General features: G+C 61.9%; 14 protein-coding genes. 10 read left to right on the forward strand and 4 right to left on the reverse strand.

Annotated features, from left to right (window positions below; translation table 11 throughout):
* Window positions 1–95: 95 nt before the first annotated feature.
* Together F506_RS23135 and F506_RS12680 are read right to left on the reverse strand one after the other, a co-directional pair.
* Window positions 96–1,268, reverse strand: a complete 1,173-nt coding sequence (locus F506_RS23135) for a fimbrial protein (RefSeq protein ID WP_158443130.1) — start codon at window positions 1,266–1,268, stop codon at window positions 96–98.
* A gap of 147 nt (window positions 1,269–1,415) precedes the next feature.
* Window positions 1,416–2,267 carry an HDOD domain-containing protein gene (locus F506_RS12680; RefSeq protein ID WP_053197954.1) on the reverse strand — a complete coding sequence of 284 codons (852 nt, stop codon included), beginning with the start codon at window positions 2,265–2,267 and terminating at the stop codon, window positions 1,416–1,418.
* Between the two features lie 232 nt (window positions 2,268–2,499).
* On the opposite strand from F506_RS12680, the gene F506_RS12685 reads away from it, so the two are divergent.
* Complete coding sequence (locus F506_RS12685; protein WP_053197956.1) at window positions 2,500–4,887, forward strand: DUF3141 domain-containing protein; 2,388 nt, start codon at window positions 2,500–2,502, stop codon at window positions 4,885–4,887.
* A 15-nt stretch (window positions 4,888–4,902) separates the two neighbouring features.
* Here the strand turns inward: F506_RS12685 and F506_RS12690 are convergent, their stop codons facing one another.
* Both F506_RS12690 and F506_RS12695 read right to left on the reverse strand, forming a co-directional pair.
* Window positions 4,903–5,973 (reverse strand): fatty acid desaturase, encoded by a 1,071-nt coding sequence (locus F506_RS12690; protein ID WP_053197958.1) that lies wholly within the window; start codon window positions 5,971–5,973, stop codon window positions 4,903–4,905.
* A 126-nt stretch (window positions 5,974–6,099) separates the two neighbouring features.
* Window positions 6,100–6,717 carry an OmpW/AlkL family protein gene (locus tag F506_RS12695; RefSeq protein WP_053197960.1) on the reverse strand — a complete coding sequence of 206 codons (618 nt, stop codon included), beginning with the start codon at window positions 6,715–6,717 and terminating at the stop codon, window positions 6,100–6,102.
* Window positions 6,718–7,045: 328 nt separating this feature from the next.
* On the opposite strand from F506_RS12695, the gene hemN reads away from it, so the two are divergent.
* The 9 genes from hemN (at window position 7,046) to ccoG (ending at window position 16,696) form a co-directional block, all read left to right on the forward strand.
* A complete protein-coding gene (gene hemN / locus F506_RS12700) occupies window positions 7,046–8,464 on the forward strand; it encodes an oxygen-independent coproporphyrinogen III oxidase (RefSeq protein ID WP_053197962.1) in 1,419 nt (472 codons plus the stop codon).
* Window positions 8,465–8,470: 6 nt separating this feature from the next.
* Window positions 8,471–9,316 (forward strand): sulfite exporter TauE/SafE family protein, encoded by an 846-nt coding sequence (locus F506_RS12705; protein WP_235471143.1) that lies wholly within the window; start codon window positions 8,471–8,473, stop codon window positions 9,314–9,316.
* Window positions 9,313–11,805 carry a heavy metal translocating P-type ATPase gene (locus F506_RS12710; RefSeq protein ID WP_053197964.1) on the forward strand — a complete coding sequence of 831 codons (2,493 nt, stop codon included), beginning with the start codon at window positions 9,313–9,315 and terminating at the stop codon, window positions 11,803–11,805. The genes F506_RS12705 and F506_RS12710 overlap by 4 nt, the downstream gene beginning before the upstream one ends.
* Window positions 11,806–11,807: 2 nt before the next feature.
* A complete protein-coding gene (gene ccoS, locus F506_RS12715; protein WP_053197966.1) occupies window positions 11,808–11,996 on the forward strand; it encodes a cbb3-type cytochrome oxidase assembly protein CcoS in 189 nt (62 codons plus the stop codon).
* A 108-nt stretch (window positions 11,997–12,104) separates the two neighbouring features.
* Window positions 12,105–13,532, forward strand: coding sequence for a cytochrome-c oxidase, cbb3-type subunit I (ccoN, locus tag F506_RS12720; protein ID WP_053197968.1), 1,428 nt, complete (start codon window positions 12,105–12,107; stop codon window positions 13,530–13,532).
* 13 nt (window positions 13,533–13,545) lie between these two features.
* Window positions 13,546–14,160: a cytochrome-c oxidase, cbb3-type subunit II gene (gene ccoO, locus F506_RS12725; protein WP_053197971.1), complete on the forward strand. Its 615-nt coding sequence runs from the start codon at window positions 13,546–13,548 to the stop codon at window positions 14,158–14,160.
* Between the two features lie 9 nt (window positions 14,161–14,169).
* Entirely contained in the window at window positions 14,170–14,364 is a 195-nt protein-coding gene (locus F506_RS12730) for a cbb3-type cytochrome oxidase subunit 3 (RefSeq protein ID WP_053197973.1), read from the forward strand.
* The gene (ccoP, locus tag F506_RS12735) at window positions 14,357–15,295 is read left to right on the forward strand and encodes a cytochrome-c oxidase, cbb3-type subunit III (RefSeq protein ID WP_053197974.1); all 939 of its coding nucleotides are present in this window, start codon (window positions 14,357–14,359) and stop codon (window positions 15,293–15,295) included. Before F506_RS12730 ends, ccoP begins: the two co-directional genes overlap by 8 nt.
* A 12-nt stretch (window positions 15,296–15,307) precedes the next feature.
* The gene (ccoG, locus tag F506_RS12740; protein ID WP_053197977.1) at window positions 15,308–16,696 is read left to right on the forward strand and encodes a cytochrome c oxidase accessory protein CcoG; all 1,389 of its coding nucleotides are present in this window, start codon (window positions 15,308–15,310) and stop codon (window positions 16,694–16,696) included.
* The last annotated feature ends 7 nt before the right edge of the window (window positions 16,697–16,703 follow it).

Raw genomic sequence — 16,703 nt, forward strand, 5'->3', positions numbered from 1 at the left:
CCGCCGTCAATTCCTTCAAGGGCGGCATCGCCTTGTCGGCGTGATCCTTTGCGCTTAGCGATGTTGCCCGCAGCGCTAAGCGCTGCGGTATGGCTTCATTCATAGCTCATGACAAAGACCACCGCCCCGTTTGCCTGACCGGCGACGAGCCTGGTCGTGGACGCCGGCTTGACGTAGCGCGCGCCGATGGGTACCGAAAAGCTGTCGCCATCGTTCCTGACTGTGCTGTAGCCGCTCAGGGTCTGGGCAGTGTTGTAGGCGACGGGGGTGTTATTGTCGCCAAAGCTCATCTGGATGCCGATACCTTTCGCGGTCGTAGGGTCGCTCGGATTGTTGAGATTGAACACACTATTGGCTTGATCCAGCCAACCGGCTAGCGGCGTATTGAACTTGATCGTGACCTGAGTGAGGCCGACCGGGCAATCGTTGACATTGAGCGTGGCGTTGTTCCACCTGTCATTCACGGCGCCTGTCCTATTAAAAGTGGCAAAGTTGGTATTGCCCATCGGGATGACGACGTCGGGTGTCTTGCAGGTACCCTTGGCCACAGTGCCCGTAGCGGTGCCGCTGTATACACTTTTGGTAGAGTAGCGATTGGACTGAGATTCAAATTCGACTATAAGACTAACTGCCTGTATCAATCTTAATGCTCCAACAGTGATCGGCCCGGTTTTGACAAATTCCGTGGAGAAATTCCATTGCCAAGTACGGCCGGTACTAGTCCCCGGCATGAAACATCTGAAGGTATAGCTGGAATTTTCGATATATTGATTGGATGGAATGCTACAGCCGTCATCAGAACTTGTATTCGTAGTCACCTTGTAGCGCACCCCTAGGCCCGCCAAATTGGTCGGATAGACATTGGTATAGCCGTCGACGGGATGAACAGTGATGCCCAAGGTGAAAATGACGTTTCGATCCCCCCCACCATAACTATATTCACCGTAACACCGTATTGCGTATGCGGCACCTGATGGAGCTTTCTCGGATATCACGATTGAACCGATAGGGGCATTTGTATCAATACGTACCGTCCCTATCTCTGCGACATAATCCCCACCTCCGTGAGGGTAGGAGCAAGTGGCCGCAAAAACCGATCCTGAACAAAAAACAAGAACGCAGAGCAGACACCATTTAACAAAATGGCGCATGCCGATGCCTTGCGGCAAGGTCTTAGGCAGGCCGGCTGATGTCGCTGTGTCCGCGACGGCTGAGCCAAGCTGAACTGAGCTGCGATACGGCGCAGCCGGATACAAAGTGAATTTCAACACAAGCGCCTCGTTGCAAATTTTAAAAAAGCTATTGTCTGCAACTTCAGCGCGGCGAGATATGGGAAAACTCTCAAACTGGTTTGCGCGGTTATCACGGTTACACGGTCACCAGTCGAGCAGGTTTGAATTTATACGAGATATCTTTCACTCCAGCATCGCATCCAACCCCGCCGTCAATTCCTTCAGGGGCGGCATCGCTTTGTCGGCGTGATCCTTTGCGCTTGCCAGCGCCCATCCGGCATCAACGCCCAGTCGCTTGGCGACGGCAGCCGGATAACTGGCGGTCTGGTCTTCATCGCTCTGGTCCCACACTTCTGCACGTGCGCGCCAGGCACCCAGGTGGACCCATCCGGCCATCCTGTCGAAAGGCGTGGCGGCCAGCGGCGCGGGGATGTCCTTGAGTACGCCGGACAGGGCTTCCGGGAAATTCCAGATCTTCGCCAGTTCGGCCGAGACGTCGGCAAAATGGAAGCCCAGCTTTTCATTTTCAAGTTCGGCGCGGCCGGCGTCGAGTACGTTGAGTTGCTTGTCCAGCAGGGCCACTTCGGCTGCCGCGACGGCATGCAGCTGCAATTGGCCGATGCCGTGCATCATGCCCAAGGTGAAGGCGGCGTCGCCGTTGTCGCCGCCCTGATGCGCCAGCCAGCGTGCGGTGCAGGCGGTGTAGAGGCTGTAGCGCCAGAACTGCTGCAGCTCCATGCCCTTGGTGTTCTTGAATGCCGCGACCATGCCGTTGCCGAGCACCAGGTTGCGCACCATCACGAAGCCGAGCATGCGCAGCGCATCGTCAACCGTGCCGACCGTGCGCGAGACGTGGAAGTAGGCGGAGTTGGCCAGGCGCAGCAGCTTGGCCGAGAGCGCCGGATCGCTCGCAATCAGGTGCGCGATCTCGGTCGCGGAGATGTCTTCGGAGTTGAAGCTTTCGATCAGTTGCTGGACGACCTTGGGGACGGTGGGCAGCTTGTTGGGCTGGTCGACGAGGCTCTTGAGTTCCATGCGTTGTTCCCTTGTGTCAATACTGGCTATCGATAGTAGCCCTGCGTGCAGCGGCGGTGCAGTTTTCATCAGTGTGTCTGCGGCAGATTTCATCCTCATGAAACAAAGCACGATCTATACTTCAATACGACGAATTGCGGTTTTATTGTCGCAGAGATCAGAGATTGTCATCACGTCTTTCTCGGTATGATGTTCGATAACGTTGTATATCTCATCACCCAGGAGCGGACTCATGGCCACGCGCAAGACCCCGGCAGCAACGCGAAAAGATGAAGCAGCGACGCCGCAAGCCGCCCCTGCATTGGGAATTCCTCAGCTCGGTGACGTCAATGCCTACCTGACCGACGCCATGCAGCGCACCTTCCTGTTCCTCGACACCTTGCTCGACCGCGGCAACAACTATCTGGAGCATCTGGATCAGGGCACGCCGCCGTTGCTGAAGTTCGAGCATGAGGTGGTGATGGACGGCCATGATCTGCCCAATCCCTGCAATTACGCCTTGCTGCGGCTGCAGCCGCCGGCCTCGATGCCGGTCAAGCCCGAGGCGCGCCCGGTCGTCGTGGTCGATCCGCGCGCCGGACACGGCCCCGGCATCGGCGGCTTCAAGTTCGATTCCGAAGTCGGCATGGCCATGCGCGCCGGCCATACCGTGTATTTCGTCACGTTCCGGCCCGAGCCGGAAGACGGCCAGACGCTGTTGACCGTGATGGATACCGAAGCCTTGTTTATCGAAGAAGTCATCAGGCGCCACCCGCAATGCCCGGCCAAGCCGGTGGTGATCGGCAACTGCCAGGCCGGCTGGGCGATGATGGCGCTGAACGCACGGCGGCCGGAATTGTTCGGCCCGCTCATGATCGTCGGCGCGCCGGTGTCCTACTGGGCCGGCAGTTCGACCCTCAACCCGATGCGGTACAGCGGTGCGCAGCTGGGCGGGTCCTGGCTGGCGTCGATGACCAGCGACCTTGGCGCGGACCGTTTCGACGGCGCCTATCTGGTGGAGAACTTCGAGAAGCTCAATCCCGCCAACACGCTGTGGAACAAGTACTACAACCTCTGGGCCGGCGTCGATACCGAGGCCGAGCGCTTCCTTGAGTTCGAGCGCTGGTGGGGCGGCTATTTCCGCATGACCGGCAGCGAGATCGAATCCATCGTCGAAAACCTGTTCGTCGGCAACAAACTGGCGCGCGGCGCGATGATGGCCGGCGACAAGGCCATCGACCTGCGCAACATCACGTCGCCGGTCGTGGTGTTCGCTTCCTGGGGCGACAACATCACGCCGCCGCCGCAGGCGCTCAATTGGATCATCGACACCTGGGGCGACGAGCGCGCGATTGCCGCGGCGGGCCGCACCATCATCTATGTGCTGCATGAAAGCGTGGGCCACCTCGGCATCTTCGTCGGCGGTTCGATTGCGCTCAAGGAACACGATCAGCTGGTGACCTCGCTGGACGTCATCGAAAGCCTGCCTGCCGGCCTGTACGAGATGAAGCTCGAAGCCAAGGCAGGAAAAGACGAACAACGCTGGGACCAGCTGGAGCCGGGCGACTACACCGTGCATTACCAGCACCGCACGATGGACGATATCCGCAAGCTCAATCCGGAAGGGCGCGAAGAAGAGGAAATGTTCTCTACCATCGCGCAATGGTCGGAATTCAACGCCAATCTCTACAAGACCTATGTGCGGCCGTGGGTGAAGATGAGCGCCACGCGCGACATCGCCAACACCATGGTCAAGCTGAACCCCTTGCGCATGCAGCGCCAACTGTTCTCGGACAGCTTCTTCATGGCGCCGTTTATCCGCCAGAAGGCAGCTGAAGCGCGCGCGCAGCGGGCCGCGGTCGCCGACGACCATCCGCTGAAGCAGTTTGAAAAAAAGATGGCGCAGCAGATCACCGACGAGCTCAACCTGTACCGCGACCGTCGCGACGAGCGCACCGTCAGGATGACGCGCCAGATGTTCGGTCCCAAGGGGCTGGGTGCATGGCTCAAGCCGCACGAACCCGATGCCGTCGTCGCACACGAGCGCGCGCTGCGCGAGCTCGACGTCTATCGTGAAAAGGCCCTGGCGCACATTGCCGAAGGCGGTTTTGCCGAAGCGGTGTGCCGCATCGTGGTGGCGGGGATGATTTCTATCGGCGCCTTCGAGCGGCGTAGCCTGCGACTGGCGCGGTTGCTGGCGCAATTGCCGATGCATGCGAGCGTTTCGCCCAAAACCAACTGGGTGCAATTGCTGAAGGACCAGGCGCGGCTGACGGCCGTGGCGCCGGTGGAGGCGCTGAACGCGCTGGAGCAGCTGCTGCCCGATACGGCTACGCGCGAGCGTGCGCTGGCGGTTTCGGCGGCGGTGATGATGATCGAGCCGACGCTGGCCAATCCACGCTCCGAGATCATCGAGTTCCTGATCGGCACCCTGGGCGTCGATCCGCAACGCGTGATCGGTTTGGCGCGCAAGTTGACGGATGCGCTGGAGAAGCCGGAGGCCAAGCCGGTGGCGGCCAGGAAGCCGATTGCCAGGAAAGCGGCGGCAAAGCCTGTGGCAGCAAAGCCCGCAACCAAAGTAAAAAAAGCTGCCGCCAAGCCCAAAACAGCCAAGGGCAAGGCGACAGCAAAGGCGGCTTAGAGCCTTCGAAAATTTCTAAGCCGCTTCCACAACTGCTCTTTCCACGACTGCCCTTAACGGTGCGCTGGTCGGACGGCCCTTGAAGTCCGTCCAGCACAAGCGGTCGAAGTCATACAATTTGCAGCGCCGTGCGGTATCGAAATACCAGCGCCACGAAAATTTCTGGATCACGATGCGGCCGGGCAGCATCGTCTCCAGCAGCTTTTGCGCCTTCTTCAGGCGATACAGCGGCACGCTCATGTCGACGTGATGGGCGGTGTGTTCCATGATGTGGTGCAGCGCCGCGCCGATGCCGTGACGGAAGGTCAGGTGCACCGTGGTCGAGACGAACGGCTGCGCCGCCGACCATTCCGACTTGTCCTGGTACCAGGCCACGCCGACGTGGGTGTGATGCACGTAGACCACGAAGCCGATCATCGCCTTCCAGAACAGCACCGGCACCACGAACGCCGTCAGCAGCAGCGTCCAGAACGATTGCCCGCCGGCCTGTGCGGCCCATGCCAGTCCGCCGATCCAGAGTGCGGCGGCGACGCTGACCAGCACACCGTCCCAGATGAACTCCGCGCGGCGCGTCGGCATTTGCTTGCGCGACGGGAAGTACATCTTCTTCCACCACATGTCCACCATGTAATACAGCCATGGCGCCCAGCCGCTGCGGTACAGGCGCTCGAGCTTCTGGCGCCAGCGCGGCAGCGCCCGGAACTCCTGCAGCGAATGCGGCTGCCAGACGAAGTCGAAGCCTTTCAGGTTGGTATAGCCGTGATGCACCACGTTATGCCCGACCGCCCACAGGCTGTAAGGCGTCAGCGACGGCATGAACACCAGCCGGCCGAGCCAGGTGTTGAGGCGGCGGTTGGCGGTGAAACTCTGGTGGCAGGCATCATGGCCGAGGATGAACAGGCGGCCGATGATGAAGCCCGTCAGCATGCCCAGCAAGACTTTGGCGACGATGTTGCCGGCCGCGATCGTCGCCGCCAGCGCCAGGCCGAACAGGACCAAGTCCAGCACCACCAGCGCCATCGCCAGCGGCGTGCTGCGCGCGACGATGGGCGCCAGCCAGGAGCGGATGACTTTGCGATGCGGCATGGGTCGATGCGGATCGACGGGCGTCAGTGTTGAATCAGCAAGCGAATCAGTATGTGAAGCAGGATGCGACATGGGATGAAACCTCAAGACATGGTGATGGCGTTTTTACCGGGCGGGCGCGTTGCCTCAAAAGCGATAACCGACACCGACGCCGATCAGCCACGGATCGATCTTCACCGTGCTCAGCTTGGCGCCGTTGGCAGCCATCACATCGCTGCGGATCTGTACTTTTTTGACGTCGAAGTTGATCAGCCAATGGCGATCCAGCTTGACGTCGAAGCCGGCTTGCAGTGCGCCGCCGATGCTGTGGTTTTCCAGTCGTGCGCCGCCGTTGAGCAGGTTGACGTCGGAGATGCGCGTGTAGTTGATGCCGGCGCCGACATAGGGGCTGAAGGTCGAGGCGGGCGTGAAGTGGTATTGCGCCAGCAGGGTCGGCGGCAGGTGCTTGAAGCTGCCGATGTTCTGGCCGTCGAGGCGCACGTCGTGCTTTTGCGGGTAGGTCAGGACCAGTTCGGCAGCCCAGTTGGGCGTGAAGAAATAGCTGATGTCGACTTCCGGGATGGTCTTGGAGCTGACCGTCAGGCGATCCGACGCACCGACGCCGCCGACCGGATCGGACTTGTTGTCCGGGCTGATATTGACGGCGCGTACCCGCACCAGCCAGGGGCTTTCCTGCGCTGCGGCAAAGGGTGTTGCGATGCACAGGGTGGCGATGGAAGTCAACAGCACTGCGATTTTTTTCATGATGGATTTCCTCGCGCCTTCTCTCGACTTTTCTCGGCGAAAGCGCATTGTTGTGAATGAAGTTGCGACGCAGCGAAATGTACGCGGGATGACGGAGGCAGGATTTGATGTCGATCAAAAAGAGAAAAGTCAGCGTCTTGCAGCTACGGGCAGATCGGCGGCAATGCGCTGATTCATCTGCGTTTGCACCCGTTTTCACCCATTTTGATGTAGGTCAAGGAGTGGTTTGGCGCAACTCCTTAGACTTGCTTCGCCAGGGTCGCAATCCGTCCTACTTCTTCTCGCTCGTCTCGATTTCTTGCTGCGACCCGCCTCTGGAGCTAACAACATGGTGGTATCCGCAATGACGATGGTCGCCGAACCATCGGTCGAATTCGACGCTCAGCTGATCCGCAAGCTGAGCCAGTCCGGCCCGCGCTACACGTCGTACCCGACGGCGGATCGCTTCAGCGATACCTTCGGCTACCGCGACTATCTGCAGGCGGTGGCGGGGCTACGCACGCGCGGCAGCCGCAATCCCTTGTCGCTCTACGTGCATATCCCGTTCTGCGAAAACATCTGTTACTACTGCGCCTGCAACAAGATCGTCACCAAGAATCGCGACAAGGCCGGCATCTATCTCAGTTACCTGAAGCATGAGATCGAGATGCAGGGCAAGCTGTTCGACGGCATGAACCAGATCGAGCAACTGCACCTCGGCGGCGGCACGCCGACCTATATTTCAGACGCGCAGATGGCTGACCTGATGACGCATCTGCAGCGCTGGTTCCGTTTCGCGGGAGACGAGGTCGGCGAATATTCGATCGAAGTCGATCCGCGCACGGTCTCCGCCGAACGCGTCGCCAGCCTGCGCACGCAGGGTTTCAACCGCCTCAGCCTGGGCGTGCAGGATTTCGATCCGCTGGTGCAGCGCGCGGTCAACCGCGCGCAACCCGAGCACCTGACGCTGGACATCATCAAGGCCGCTCGCGCCCAGCGTTATCGCTCGGTCAGCATCGACCTGATCTACGGCCTGCCGGGGCAGAACGTGATCAGCATGGCGCAGACGCTGGCCAAGGTGATCCAGGCCGGACCAGACCGCATTTCGCTGTACAACTACGCCCATCTGCCGCACCTGTTCAAGCCTCAGCGCCGCATCCTCGAGGCGCAACTGCCGGGGGCGGAAGCCAAGCTCGACATGCTGGCGCTGGCGATCCGCCGGCTGACCGATGCCGGCTACGTCTACATCGGCATGGACCATTTCGCGCTGCCGACCGACGATCTGGCGATCGCCCAGCAGCAGGGCCGGCTGCATCGCAATTTCCAGGGTTATTCGACGCATGCCGAGTCGGACATGGTGTCCTGCGGGGTATCGGCCATCAGCGCGGTGGCTTCGACCTACAGCCAGAACGTCAAGACGCTGGATGCCTATTACGACGCCATCGACAAAAACGAATTGCCGATCGTGCGCGGCCTGCGCATGAACATGGACGATGTCTTGCGGCGCCTGATCATCCAGCGCCTGATGTGCAACTTCGAGCTGTCGATTGCTTCCATTGAAACCGCTTATCCGATTACCTTTGCGTCCTATTTCGAGGCCGAGCTGGAAGGCTTGCACCGTCTTGAGCAGGATGGCCTGGTGGTGATCGACGATGAATGGATCTCGGTGACGATGAAAGGGCGCCTGCTGATCCGCAACATCTGCATGGTGTTCGACCGCTACCTGCAATCGCGTCCGGCAGAGCAGCGCTATTCGCGCACCATCTGAACAAGCATGAGCGCCCTGGGCCTGAGTCTTGAGCTGAGTCTTGATCTGATTTTTGCGCTGATCCCGATTTTCATGATCGGCCTGCTCGGCAGCGTGCATTGCATCGGCATGTGCGGCGGCATCGTCGGCGCGTTTTCGATGGCGCCCGCGACGGTCCGGGCGAAACCGTTCCCGGTAGCAGTGGCGGTCAACGTCATGCGCAGCGAGGCGAGCGGTGCGGTCTTGTTGCGTACGCTGTCCTACAATGTCGGCCGCATCGGCAGCTATGCCGTCGCCGGCGCGCTGGCAGGCAGTCTCGCCGGCGGTGCGCACTTGATGGCCGATATGCTCGCCTGGCAAACCGGAGTCTACGTGCTGGCGCAACTGATGCTGGTCGCGCTGGGCCTGTACCTGATGGATGCCTGGCGCGGCCTCGCCAGGATGGAAAAATTCGGCCATCTTCTGTGGAAACGCCTGCAGCCGCTGACCGGTTTGCTGCTGCCGCTGGACAGCCCGTTCAAGCTGGTGCTGGCCGGCGCGCTGTGGGGGTGGTTGCCGTGCGGCATGGTGTATAGCGTGCTGCTGACGGCGATGCTGAGCGGTTCGGCGGCGTCCGGCGCGGTGGTGATGCTGGCGTTTGGTCTCGGCACCTTGCCGGTGTTGCTGGCTGCCGGCATGTTTGGCGCGCAATTGCGCAGCGTGCTGCAGCGGCGCAGCGTGCGTGTGGCAAGCGGCATGGTGGTGTTGCTGTTCGGCGTCCTTGGCCTGCTGCGAGCCAATCACGGCCTCACGCCGGACTGGCTGGCAGCCTTGTGCGTTACGCCGGCAAGCTTGGCCCACCCGGCCGCTGAATTCGCAGTGGGACGGCCATGATTGCGGTCGAACGCGGCGTGGTGGATGCGGCCTGCTTTCATTGCGGCTTGCCGGTGGCGCCGGCTTCCAGCTGGCGCGTGACCATCGCCGGCGTCGAGCGCGCGATGTGCTGTCCCGGCTGTGAAGCGGTGGCGCAGAGTATCGTCGACAACGGTTTTTCGGACTACTACGGCACGCGCGAGGGTTTTGCGGCGACCGCTGCAGCGCAGGATCTGGTGCCGCCGGAGTTGCAGTTCTATGACAGCGAGCCGCCGGATCACGACGCCGGTGCTAGTGCCGGTGCCGATACCAATGCCGATACTGACATCAGCGAGACCGACTACACCGTCTCCAACATCCGCTGCGCCGCCTGCATCTGGCTGATCGAACGCCGCCTGGCGCGTCTGCCGGGCGTGTACAGCGCCCAGGTCAATGCCGTCAGCGAACGCCTGCAGGTGCGCCGCGATGCGCGGATCTGCAAGACCAGCGACATTCTCGCGGCGTTGCGGGCCATCGGCTACGCCGCTTATCCCTACGATCCGGTGCAGCACGGCGAACAGCTCGAACGTTCGCGCAAGACCTTGTTCCGGCAACTCTTCATCGCCGGGCTGTCGATGATGCAGGTCATGATGTACGCCGTGCCGGCCTACCTGGCGGGCGAGGGCGGCATGGATGCCGACATGGCCGGCCTGATGCGCTGGGCCGGGTTGTTACTGACCCTGCCGGCGCTGGTGTATTCGGCGCAACCGTTCTTCCGCGGCGCCTGGCGCGATATCCGCAACTGCGCGCCGGGCATGGATGTGCCGGTGGCGCTGGGCATTGCCGCTGCGTTTGGCGGGAGTGCGCTGGCGACATGGCGCGGCGAAGGCGACGTGTATTTCGACTCGGTGACGATGTTCATCTTTCTGCTGCTGTGCAGCCGTTACCTGGAGCTGGCGGCGCGGCGCAAGGCGGCGTCGGCGCTGGACAAGCTGCAGCAGTCGCTGCCGGCGTCGGCGCTGCGCATGGACGCTTATCCGCATGCCGGCACCCAACTCGTGGCCGCGGCGCAACTGTGCGCAGGCGATGTCATCCTGGTGCGGCCGGGCGAGGCGCTGGCGGCCGATTGCATCGTGCTCGACGGCGTGTCCTCGGTGGACTTGTCCCTGCTGACCGGTGAAAGCCGTCCCGTACACAAAGGCGTCGGCGACTTCGTTCCCGGCGGCGCCGTCAACATCGCGCAAGCCCTGACCGCCAAAGTCGTGCGCACCGCCGGCGATAGCACGCTGTCGGTACTGGTCGGGCTGGTCAACCGGGCCGGCCAGGCCAAGCCGAAACTGGCGCTGTGGGCAGATCGCGTGGCCGCATGGTTCGTGGCGGCGCTGCTGTTGTTTGCGGTCGCGGTGTTTTGTGCGTGGTACGCGGTCGATCCGGCCCGCGCGTGGCCGGTGGCGATTGCCGTGCTGGTGGTGTCCTGTCCCTGCGCCTTGTCGCTGGCGACGCCCACGGCGCTGGCGGCGGCGACCGACCGCCTGCTGCGGCAAGGCATCCTGGCGGTGCAGCCGCACGTGCTGGAGACATTGCATCGCGCCACGCATATCGTTTTCGACAAGACCGGCACGCTGACCGCAGGCAAGCCGACGCTGCAGGACCTCGTGACGCTGGGGACGTTGCCGCCGGACGATTGCCTGCGCATCGCCGCCGCGATGGAGCGCTCCAGTACGCATCCGCTGGCGCTGACCATCGTGCAGGCAGCCGCCGACCAGCAACTGCACGGCATTCCAGAGACAAGCGCGCTGCGCCACGCCGCCGGCCAGGGAGTCGAAGCGACGGTGGACGGGGTGACGTACCGGCTCGGCAATTTCGCCTTCGTGCATGCACTGATTCCGACGGCCTCGACCATGCCGGCCGCCGATGCCGATGAGCAGGCCGAAGCCAGCTATGTGTTCCTGGCGTCGGGCAAAGGCTGGCTGGCGCGCTTCGACATCGCCGACGCCTTGCGGCCGGAAGCGCAAGCGGTGGTCGCGCATTTCCAGCGGCTGGGCAAGAGCCTGGTGCTGCTCAGCGGCGACCGCCACGATGTGGCGCAACGCGTGGCCGACCGGCTGGGGATTCCGACTGCGCTCGGCGATTGCCTGCCGGAGAGCAAGTTGTCCTTCGTGCAAGGATTGCAGCGGGGCGGTGCGATTGTTGCAATGGTGGGCGACGGCGTCAACGACGCCGCCGTACTGCGCGCCGCCGATGTGTCCTTCGCGATGGGTAGCGGCGCCGCGCTGGCGCAGACTAACGCCGATTGCGTGCTGCTGTCGGGGCAACTGTCGGCATTGTGCGAATCCGACCGCGTCGCCGCGAAGACGCTGGCGGTGATTCGCCAGAATCTGGCCTGGGCCACGCTCTACAACGCGGTGGCGATTCCGGCGGCGGCGCTGGGCTGGATCAATCCGTGGCTGTCGGGCGTGGGCATGTCGCTGAGTTCGGTGGTGGTGGTGCTCAACGCAGTGCGCCTGCGCCGGACCGGGAAGGGAGGCTGAGCATGGAAGCGCTCTATCTGCTGGTGCCGCTCAGCATCGCCATCGTGTTCGCGGCGATCTGGCTGTTCTTCCGCATGTCCGACGACGGCCAGTTCGATGACCTGGTGAGCCCGGGCTGGCGGATTTTGCAGGATGACGATCGTGCTGCGGCCAGTGAAAATCCCGCCGATACCGGAACAGTACCAGACTGATCGCCTGCCTTTTGATGCACATCAAGGACAACCGCGCTCCATAAAACTACTCTCCCATCATCAAGGTCGTGCGCGCACAGCAGGCACGGCACAATTCCGGGAGAGGGTGTGGACAGAGAACTCAATTACAACTACAGGATCGTGAAGCAGTTCACGATCGCCACCGTGGTGTGGGGCGTCATCGGCATGCTTGCCGGCGTCTTCATTGCAGCGCAGCTGGCGTGGCCGGCGCTCAACTTCGATATTCCGTGGCTGACCTACGGTCGCCTGCGGCCGCTGCACACCAATGCGGTGATCTTCGCGTTTGGCATCTGCGGCCTGTTCGCGACTTCGTACTACGTCGTGCAACGTACCTGCCAGGTCCGGCTGTTTTCGGACAAGCTGGCAGAATTCACGTTCTGGGGCTGGCAACTCGTCCTGGTTTCAGCCGCGATTACCTTGCCGATGGGCTTCACGCGCGGCAAGGAGTATGCCGAGCTGGAATGGCCCATCGCCTTGCTGATCACCGTGGTCTGGGTGACGTATGCCGTGGTGTTCTTCGGCACGCTCATCAAGCGCAAGGTCAGGCACATCTATGTCGCCAACTGGTTCTTCGGCGCCTACATCATCGCGGTGGCGCTGCTGCACGTCGTCAACGGCGCCAGCATGCCGGTGTCGATGTGGAAGTCGTACTCGGCCTACGCCGGCGTACAGGACGCCATGATCCAGTGGTGGTACGGCCATAACGCGGTCGGCTTCATCCTGACCGCCGGCTATCTCGGCATGGTCTACTACTTCATCCCCAAGCAGGCTGAACGTCCGGTGTATTCGTACCGGCTGTCCATCGTGCACTTCTGGGCGCTGATTTTCACTTACATGTGGGCCGGTCCGCACCATCTGCATTACACCGCGTTGCCGGACTGGACGCAGTCGATCGGCATGGTGTTCTCGCTGATTCTGCTGGCGCCGTCGTGGGGCGGCATGATCAACGGCATCATGACGCTGTCGGGTGCGTGGCACAAACTGCGTTCCGATCCGCTGCTGAAGTTCATGATCGTGTCGCTGTCTTTCTACGGCATGGCGACGTTTGAAGGCCCGATGATGTCGATCAAGACCGTCAACGCCTTGTCGCACTACACCGACTGGGGCATTGCCCACGTCCACTCGGGTGCGCTGGGCTGGGTCGGGTTCATCACCATGGGTTCGATCTATTACCTGATTCCGCGCATGTCCGGCAAACGCGAGATGTGGAGCGTGCGCCTGGTCGACCTGCATTTCTGGGTGGCCACCATCGGCGTGGTGCTGTACATCGCCTCGATGTGGATCGCCGGCGTGATGCAGGGCCTGATGTGGCGCGCGGTCAATGCCGACGGCACGCTGACCTATACCTTTGCGGAAGGCGTCAAGGCGACCTATCCCTACTACGTGATCCGCTTCACCGGCGGCCTGCTGTACCTGGCCGGCATGGTGATGATGGCTTACAACACCTTCAGGACCATGCGGGACGGGCAGCCGGTTGAAGCGCGCATCCCTGTATTGGCAACCACCCACGCATGAGCAGGAGCATCGAATGAAATTTTCCCATGAATGGATCGAAAAGAATCCCTGGCTTCTCATCGCGCTGGTGGTGCTGGTGGTCAGCGTCGGCGGGCTGGTGGAAATCGTGCCGCTGTTCTTCCAGCGCTCGACCACCGAACCGGTCGCGGGCTTGAAACCTTATTCGCCGCTGCGTCTCGCCGGCCGCGACGTCTACATCCGCGAAGGCTGCTACAACTGCCACTCGCAGATGATCCGGCCGTTCCGCGCCGAGACCGAGCGCTACGGCCACTACTCGGTGGCGGGCGAGTTTGTCTACGACCATCCGTTCCAGTGGGGCTCCAAGCGCACCGGTCCGGACCTGGCGCGCGTGGGGGCCCGTTACAGCGATGAATGGCATCGCATCCATCTGAACAATCCGCGCGATGTGGTACCCGAATCCAACATGCCCGGTTATCCGTGGCTGGCCAAGACCAAGCTGGATCCGAAGAGCATCGCACCCAAGATGCGCGCCCTGCATCGCCTGGGGGTGCCATACACGGATGAAGAGATCAAGGCGGCGCCGGATGAACTGGCCGACAAGACCGAGGAAGACGCTCTGATCGCGTACCTGCAAGGCCTCGGCACGCAAATCAAGACAAGAAACTAGGGGAAACACATGGGTATCGACAATTTCACGATCCAGGCCAGCAGCGTGATGACGGTGATCAGTCTGAGCACCTTCATCGGCATCCTGTGGTGGTCATTCAGCGCACGTCGCAGCTACGACTTCGCCGAGGCCGAACGGATTCCGTTCGCCGACGACTTCATGGATGCGCCGCCGGCAGAATCCGCGGAGAACCGCCATGTCTGATTTCACAAGTGGATTCTGGAACATCTACATCGCAGGTCTCACCATCATCAGCATCATCGGCTGCGGCCTGCTGCTGTGGTTGCAGTCCAAGGTCAAGGTCGAAAAAAAGCCGGGCCAGGATCCTGCAACGGTCGGCACCACGGGACATGTCTGGGACGTTGACCTGACCGAGCTGAACACGCCTATGCCGCGCTGGTGGATGTGGCTGTTCTACCTGACCATCGTGTTCGCGCTGGCTTATCTGTTCCTGTATCCGGGCCTGGGCAGCTATGCCGGGAAGCTCGGCTGGAAATCGAGCGAAGCGTATCAGAGCGAGTTGAGCAAAGCCGACGCCGACTACGGTCCGCTGTTCGAAAAATACCTGCAGCAGGATATCAAGACCGTCGCCGCCGATCCGCAGGCGCACGTGATCGGCGAACGCCTGTTCCTGACCTATTGCGCGCAATGCCATGGTTCCGATGCACGCGGCAGCAAGGGATTTCCGAACCTGACCGACAAGGACTGGCTGTACGGCGGCGATCCGGAAGTGATCAAGACAACCATCCTGCACGGCCGCAACGGCCAGATGCCGTCGATGGCGGCGGCGCTCGGTTCGGACAAGGACGTCGAAAACGTCGCGCACTATGTGCTCAGCTTGTCGGACTCGACGCATGATCCGATCAAGGCGGTGTTTGGCAAGTCCAAGTTCGCGGTCTGCGCCGGCTGTCACGGCGCCGGCGGCACCGGCAACCAGGCGCTGGGCGCACCCAACCTGAGCGACAAGATCTGGCTCTATGGCGGCGGTGTCGAAACCGTCATGGAAACCATTCGCAAGGGCCGCAACAACACCATGCCGGCGTTCCAGTCCTTCCTCGGCGAAGCCAAGGTGCAGGTGCTGGCAGCTTACGTCTGGAGCCTGTCGAACGCGCGGTCCAACGCCGAACAGAAGTAGAGAGATTCGATAATGGACAAGCCGCCGCCGGACATTGCCGTCGTCAACATGTACAGCGCCCGCGAGGATATCTATCCGCGCGAAATCAAGGGCCGCTACGCCAGTTTGCGCTGGGTCTGCCTGTGGTTGACCCAGCTGGTGTTCTACGGTTTGCCGTGGCTGCAATGGAATGGCCGCCAGGCGGTACTGTTCGACCTTGGCGCGCGCAAGTTCTACATCTTCGGCATCGTGCTGTGGCCGCAGGACTTCATCTACCTGGCGGCGCTGCTGATCATTTGCGCCTACGCGCTGTTCCTGTTCACGGCGGTGGCGGGGCGGGTGTGGTGCGGCTTCTCGTGTCCGCAGACGGTCTACACGGAAATCTTCCTGTGGATAGAGCGGCGCATCGAAGGCTCGCGCAGTGCGCGCATGCGCCTGGACCGCCAGCCGTGGGGCTTGCAGAAACTCGCGAAGAAGGGCGCCAAGCACATCGTCTGGGGCGCGTTGTCGCTGTGGACCGGATTCAGTTTCGTCGGCTACTTCACACCCATCCATGAATTGATGGCTACCGTCGCCGCCATGTCGCCGGGACCTTGGGAAGCCTTCTGGATCACGTTCTACAGCTTCGCCACCTACGGCAATGCCGGCTGGATGCGCGAACAAGTGTGCAAATACATGTGTCCCTATGCGCGCTTCCAGAGCGCGATGATCGACAAGGATACGCTGATCATCACCTACGACCGCGCGCGCGGCGAACCGCGCGGCGCGAAGACCAAAGCCGCGAAAAAGAGCGGTGACTGCATCGATTGCTCGATGTGCGTGCAGGTCTGTCCGACCGGCATCGACATCCGCGACGGCCTGCAATATGAATGCATCGGCTGCGCAGCCTGCATCGACGCCTGCAACGGCGTCATGGCCAAGGTCGCATTGCCGCCGGGCTTGATCCGTTATTCGACCGAACGGGCCATGACGACGCAGCTGTCGCTGCCGGAGATGCGCCGGCGTGTCTTGCGTCCGCGCGTGCTGGCCTACACGGCGCTGCTGGTGCTGATCGTGGCCGCATTCTGCACGGCACTGGCGCTGCGCACGCCGCTCAAGCTCGACATCATCCGCGATCGCGGTGTGATGGCGCGCGAGGTCGAGGACGGCATGATCGAGAACGTATACCGGCTGCAGATCATGAACACCGGCGAGACCGCGCATCGCTTCCATATCGACGTGTCCGGCATCGACGGCATCAGACTGGCGACGCCGGCGGAAGTCGAGATCGACGCCGCCACCACGCGCGCCGTCCCGGTACGCGTCAGGGTGCCGCACGGCAAGGGCGAACACGGCTCCAACAAGGTGGCGTTCGAGCTGAGCGCCGTCGACGATCCACGATTGCAGGTGCAGGAGAAGGCCGTCTTCTTTGTACCGCGCTGACCTTCAA

Source organism: Herbaspirillum hiltneri N3 (assembly GCF_001267925.1).
GTDB classification, from domain to species: Bacteria; Pseudomonadota; Gammaproteobacteria; order Burkholderiales; family Burkholderiaceae_D; genus Herbaspirillum; species Herbaspirillum hiltneri.

Coding starts and splice junctions, on each gene's coding strand:
- F506_RS12680 (WP_053197954.1), bottom strand. CDS start 2,267: ATGGAACTCAAGAGCCTCGTCGACCAGCCCAACAAGCTGCCCACCGTC.
- F506_RS12685 (WP_053197956.1), top strand. CDS start 2,500: ATGGCCACGCGCAAGACCCCGGCAGCAACGCGAAAAGATGAAGCAGCG.
- F506_RS12690 (WP_053197958.1), bottom strand. CDS start 5,973: ATGCCGCATCGCAAAGTCATCCGCTCCTGGCTGGCGCCCATCGTCGCG.
- F506_RS12695 (WP_053197960.1), bottom strand. CDS start 6,717: ATGAAAAAAATCGCAGTGCTGTTGACTTCCATCGCCACCCTGTGCATC.
- hemN (WP_053197962.1), top strand. CDS start 7,046: ATGGTGGTATCCGCAATGACGATGGTCGCCGAACCATCGGTCGAATTC.
- F506_RS12705 (WP_235471143.1), top strand. CDS start 8,471: ATGAGCGCCCTGGGCCTGAGTCTTGAGCTGAGTCTTGATCTGATTTTT.
- F506_RS12710 (WP_053197964.1), top strand. CDS start 9,313: ATGATTGCGGTCGAACGCGGCGTGGTGGATGCGGCCTGCTTTCATTGC.
- ccoS (WP_053197966.1), top strand. CDS start 11,808: ATGGAAGCGCTCTATCTGCTGGTGCCGCTCAGCATCGCCATCGTGTTC.
- ccoO (WP_053197971.1), top strand. CDS start 13,546: ATGAAATTTTCCCATGAATGGATCGAAAAGAATCCCTGGCTTCTCATC.
- F506_RS12730 (WP_053197973.1), top strand. CDS start 14,170: ATGGGTATCGACAATTTCACGATCCAGGCCAGCAGCGTGATGACGGTG.
- ccoP (WP_053197974.1), top strand. CDS start 14,357: ATGTCTGATTTCACAAGTGGATTCTGGAACATCTACATCGCAGGTCTC.
- ccoG (WP_053197977.1), top strand. CDS start 15,308: ATGGACAAGCCGCCGCCGGACATTGCCGTCGTCAACATGTACAGCGCC.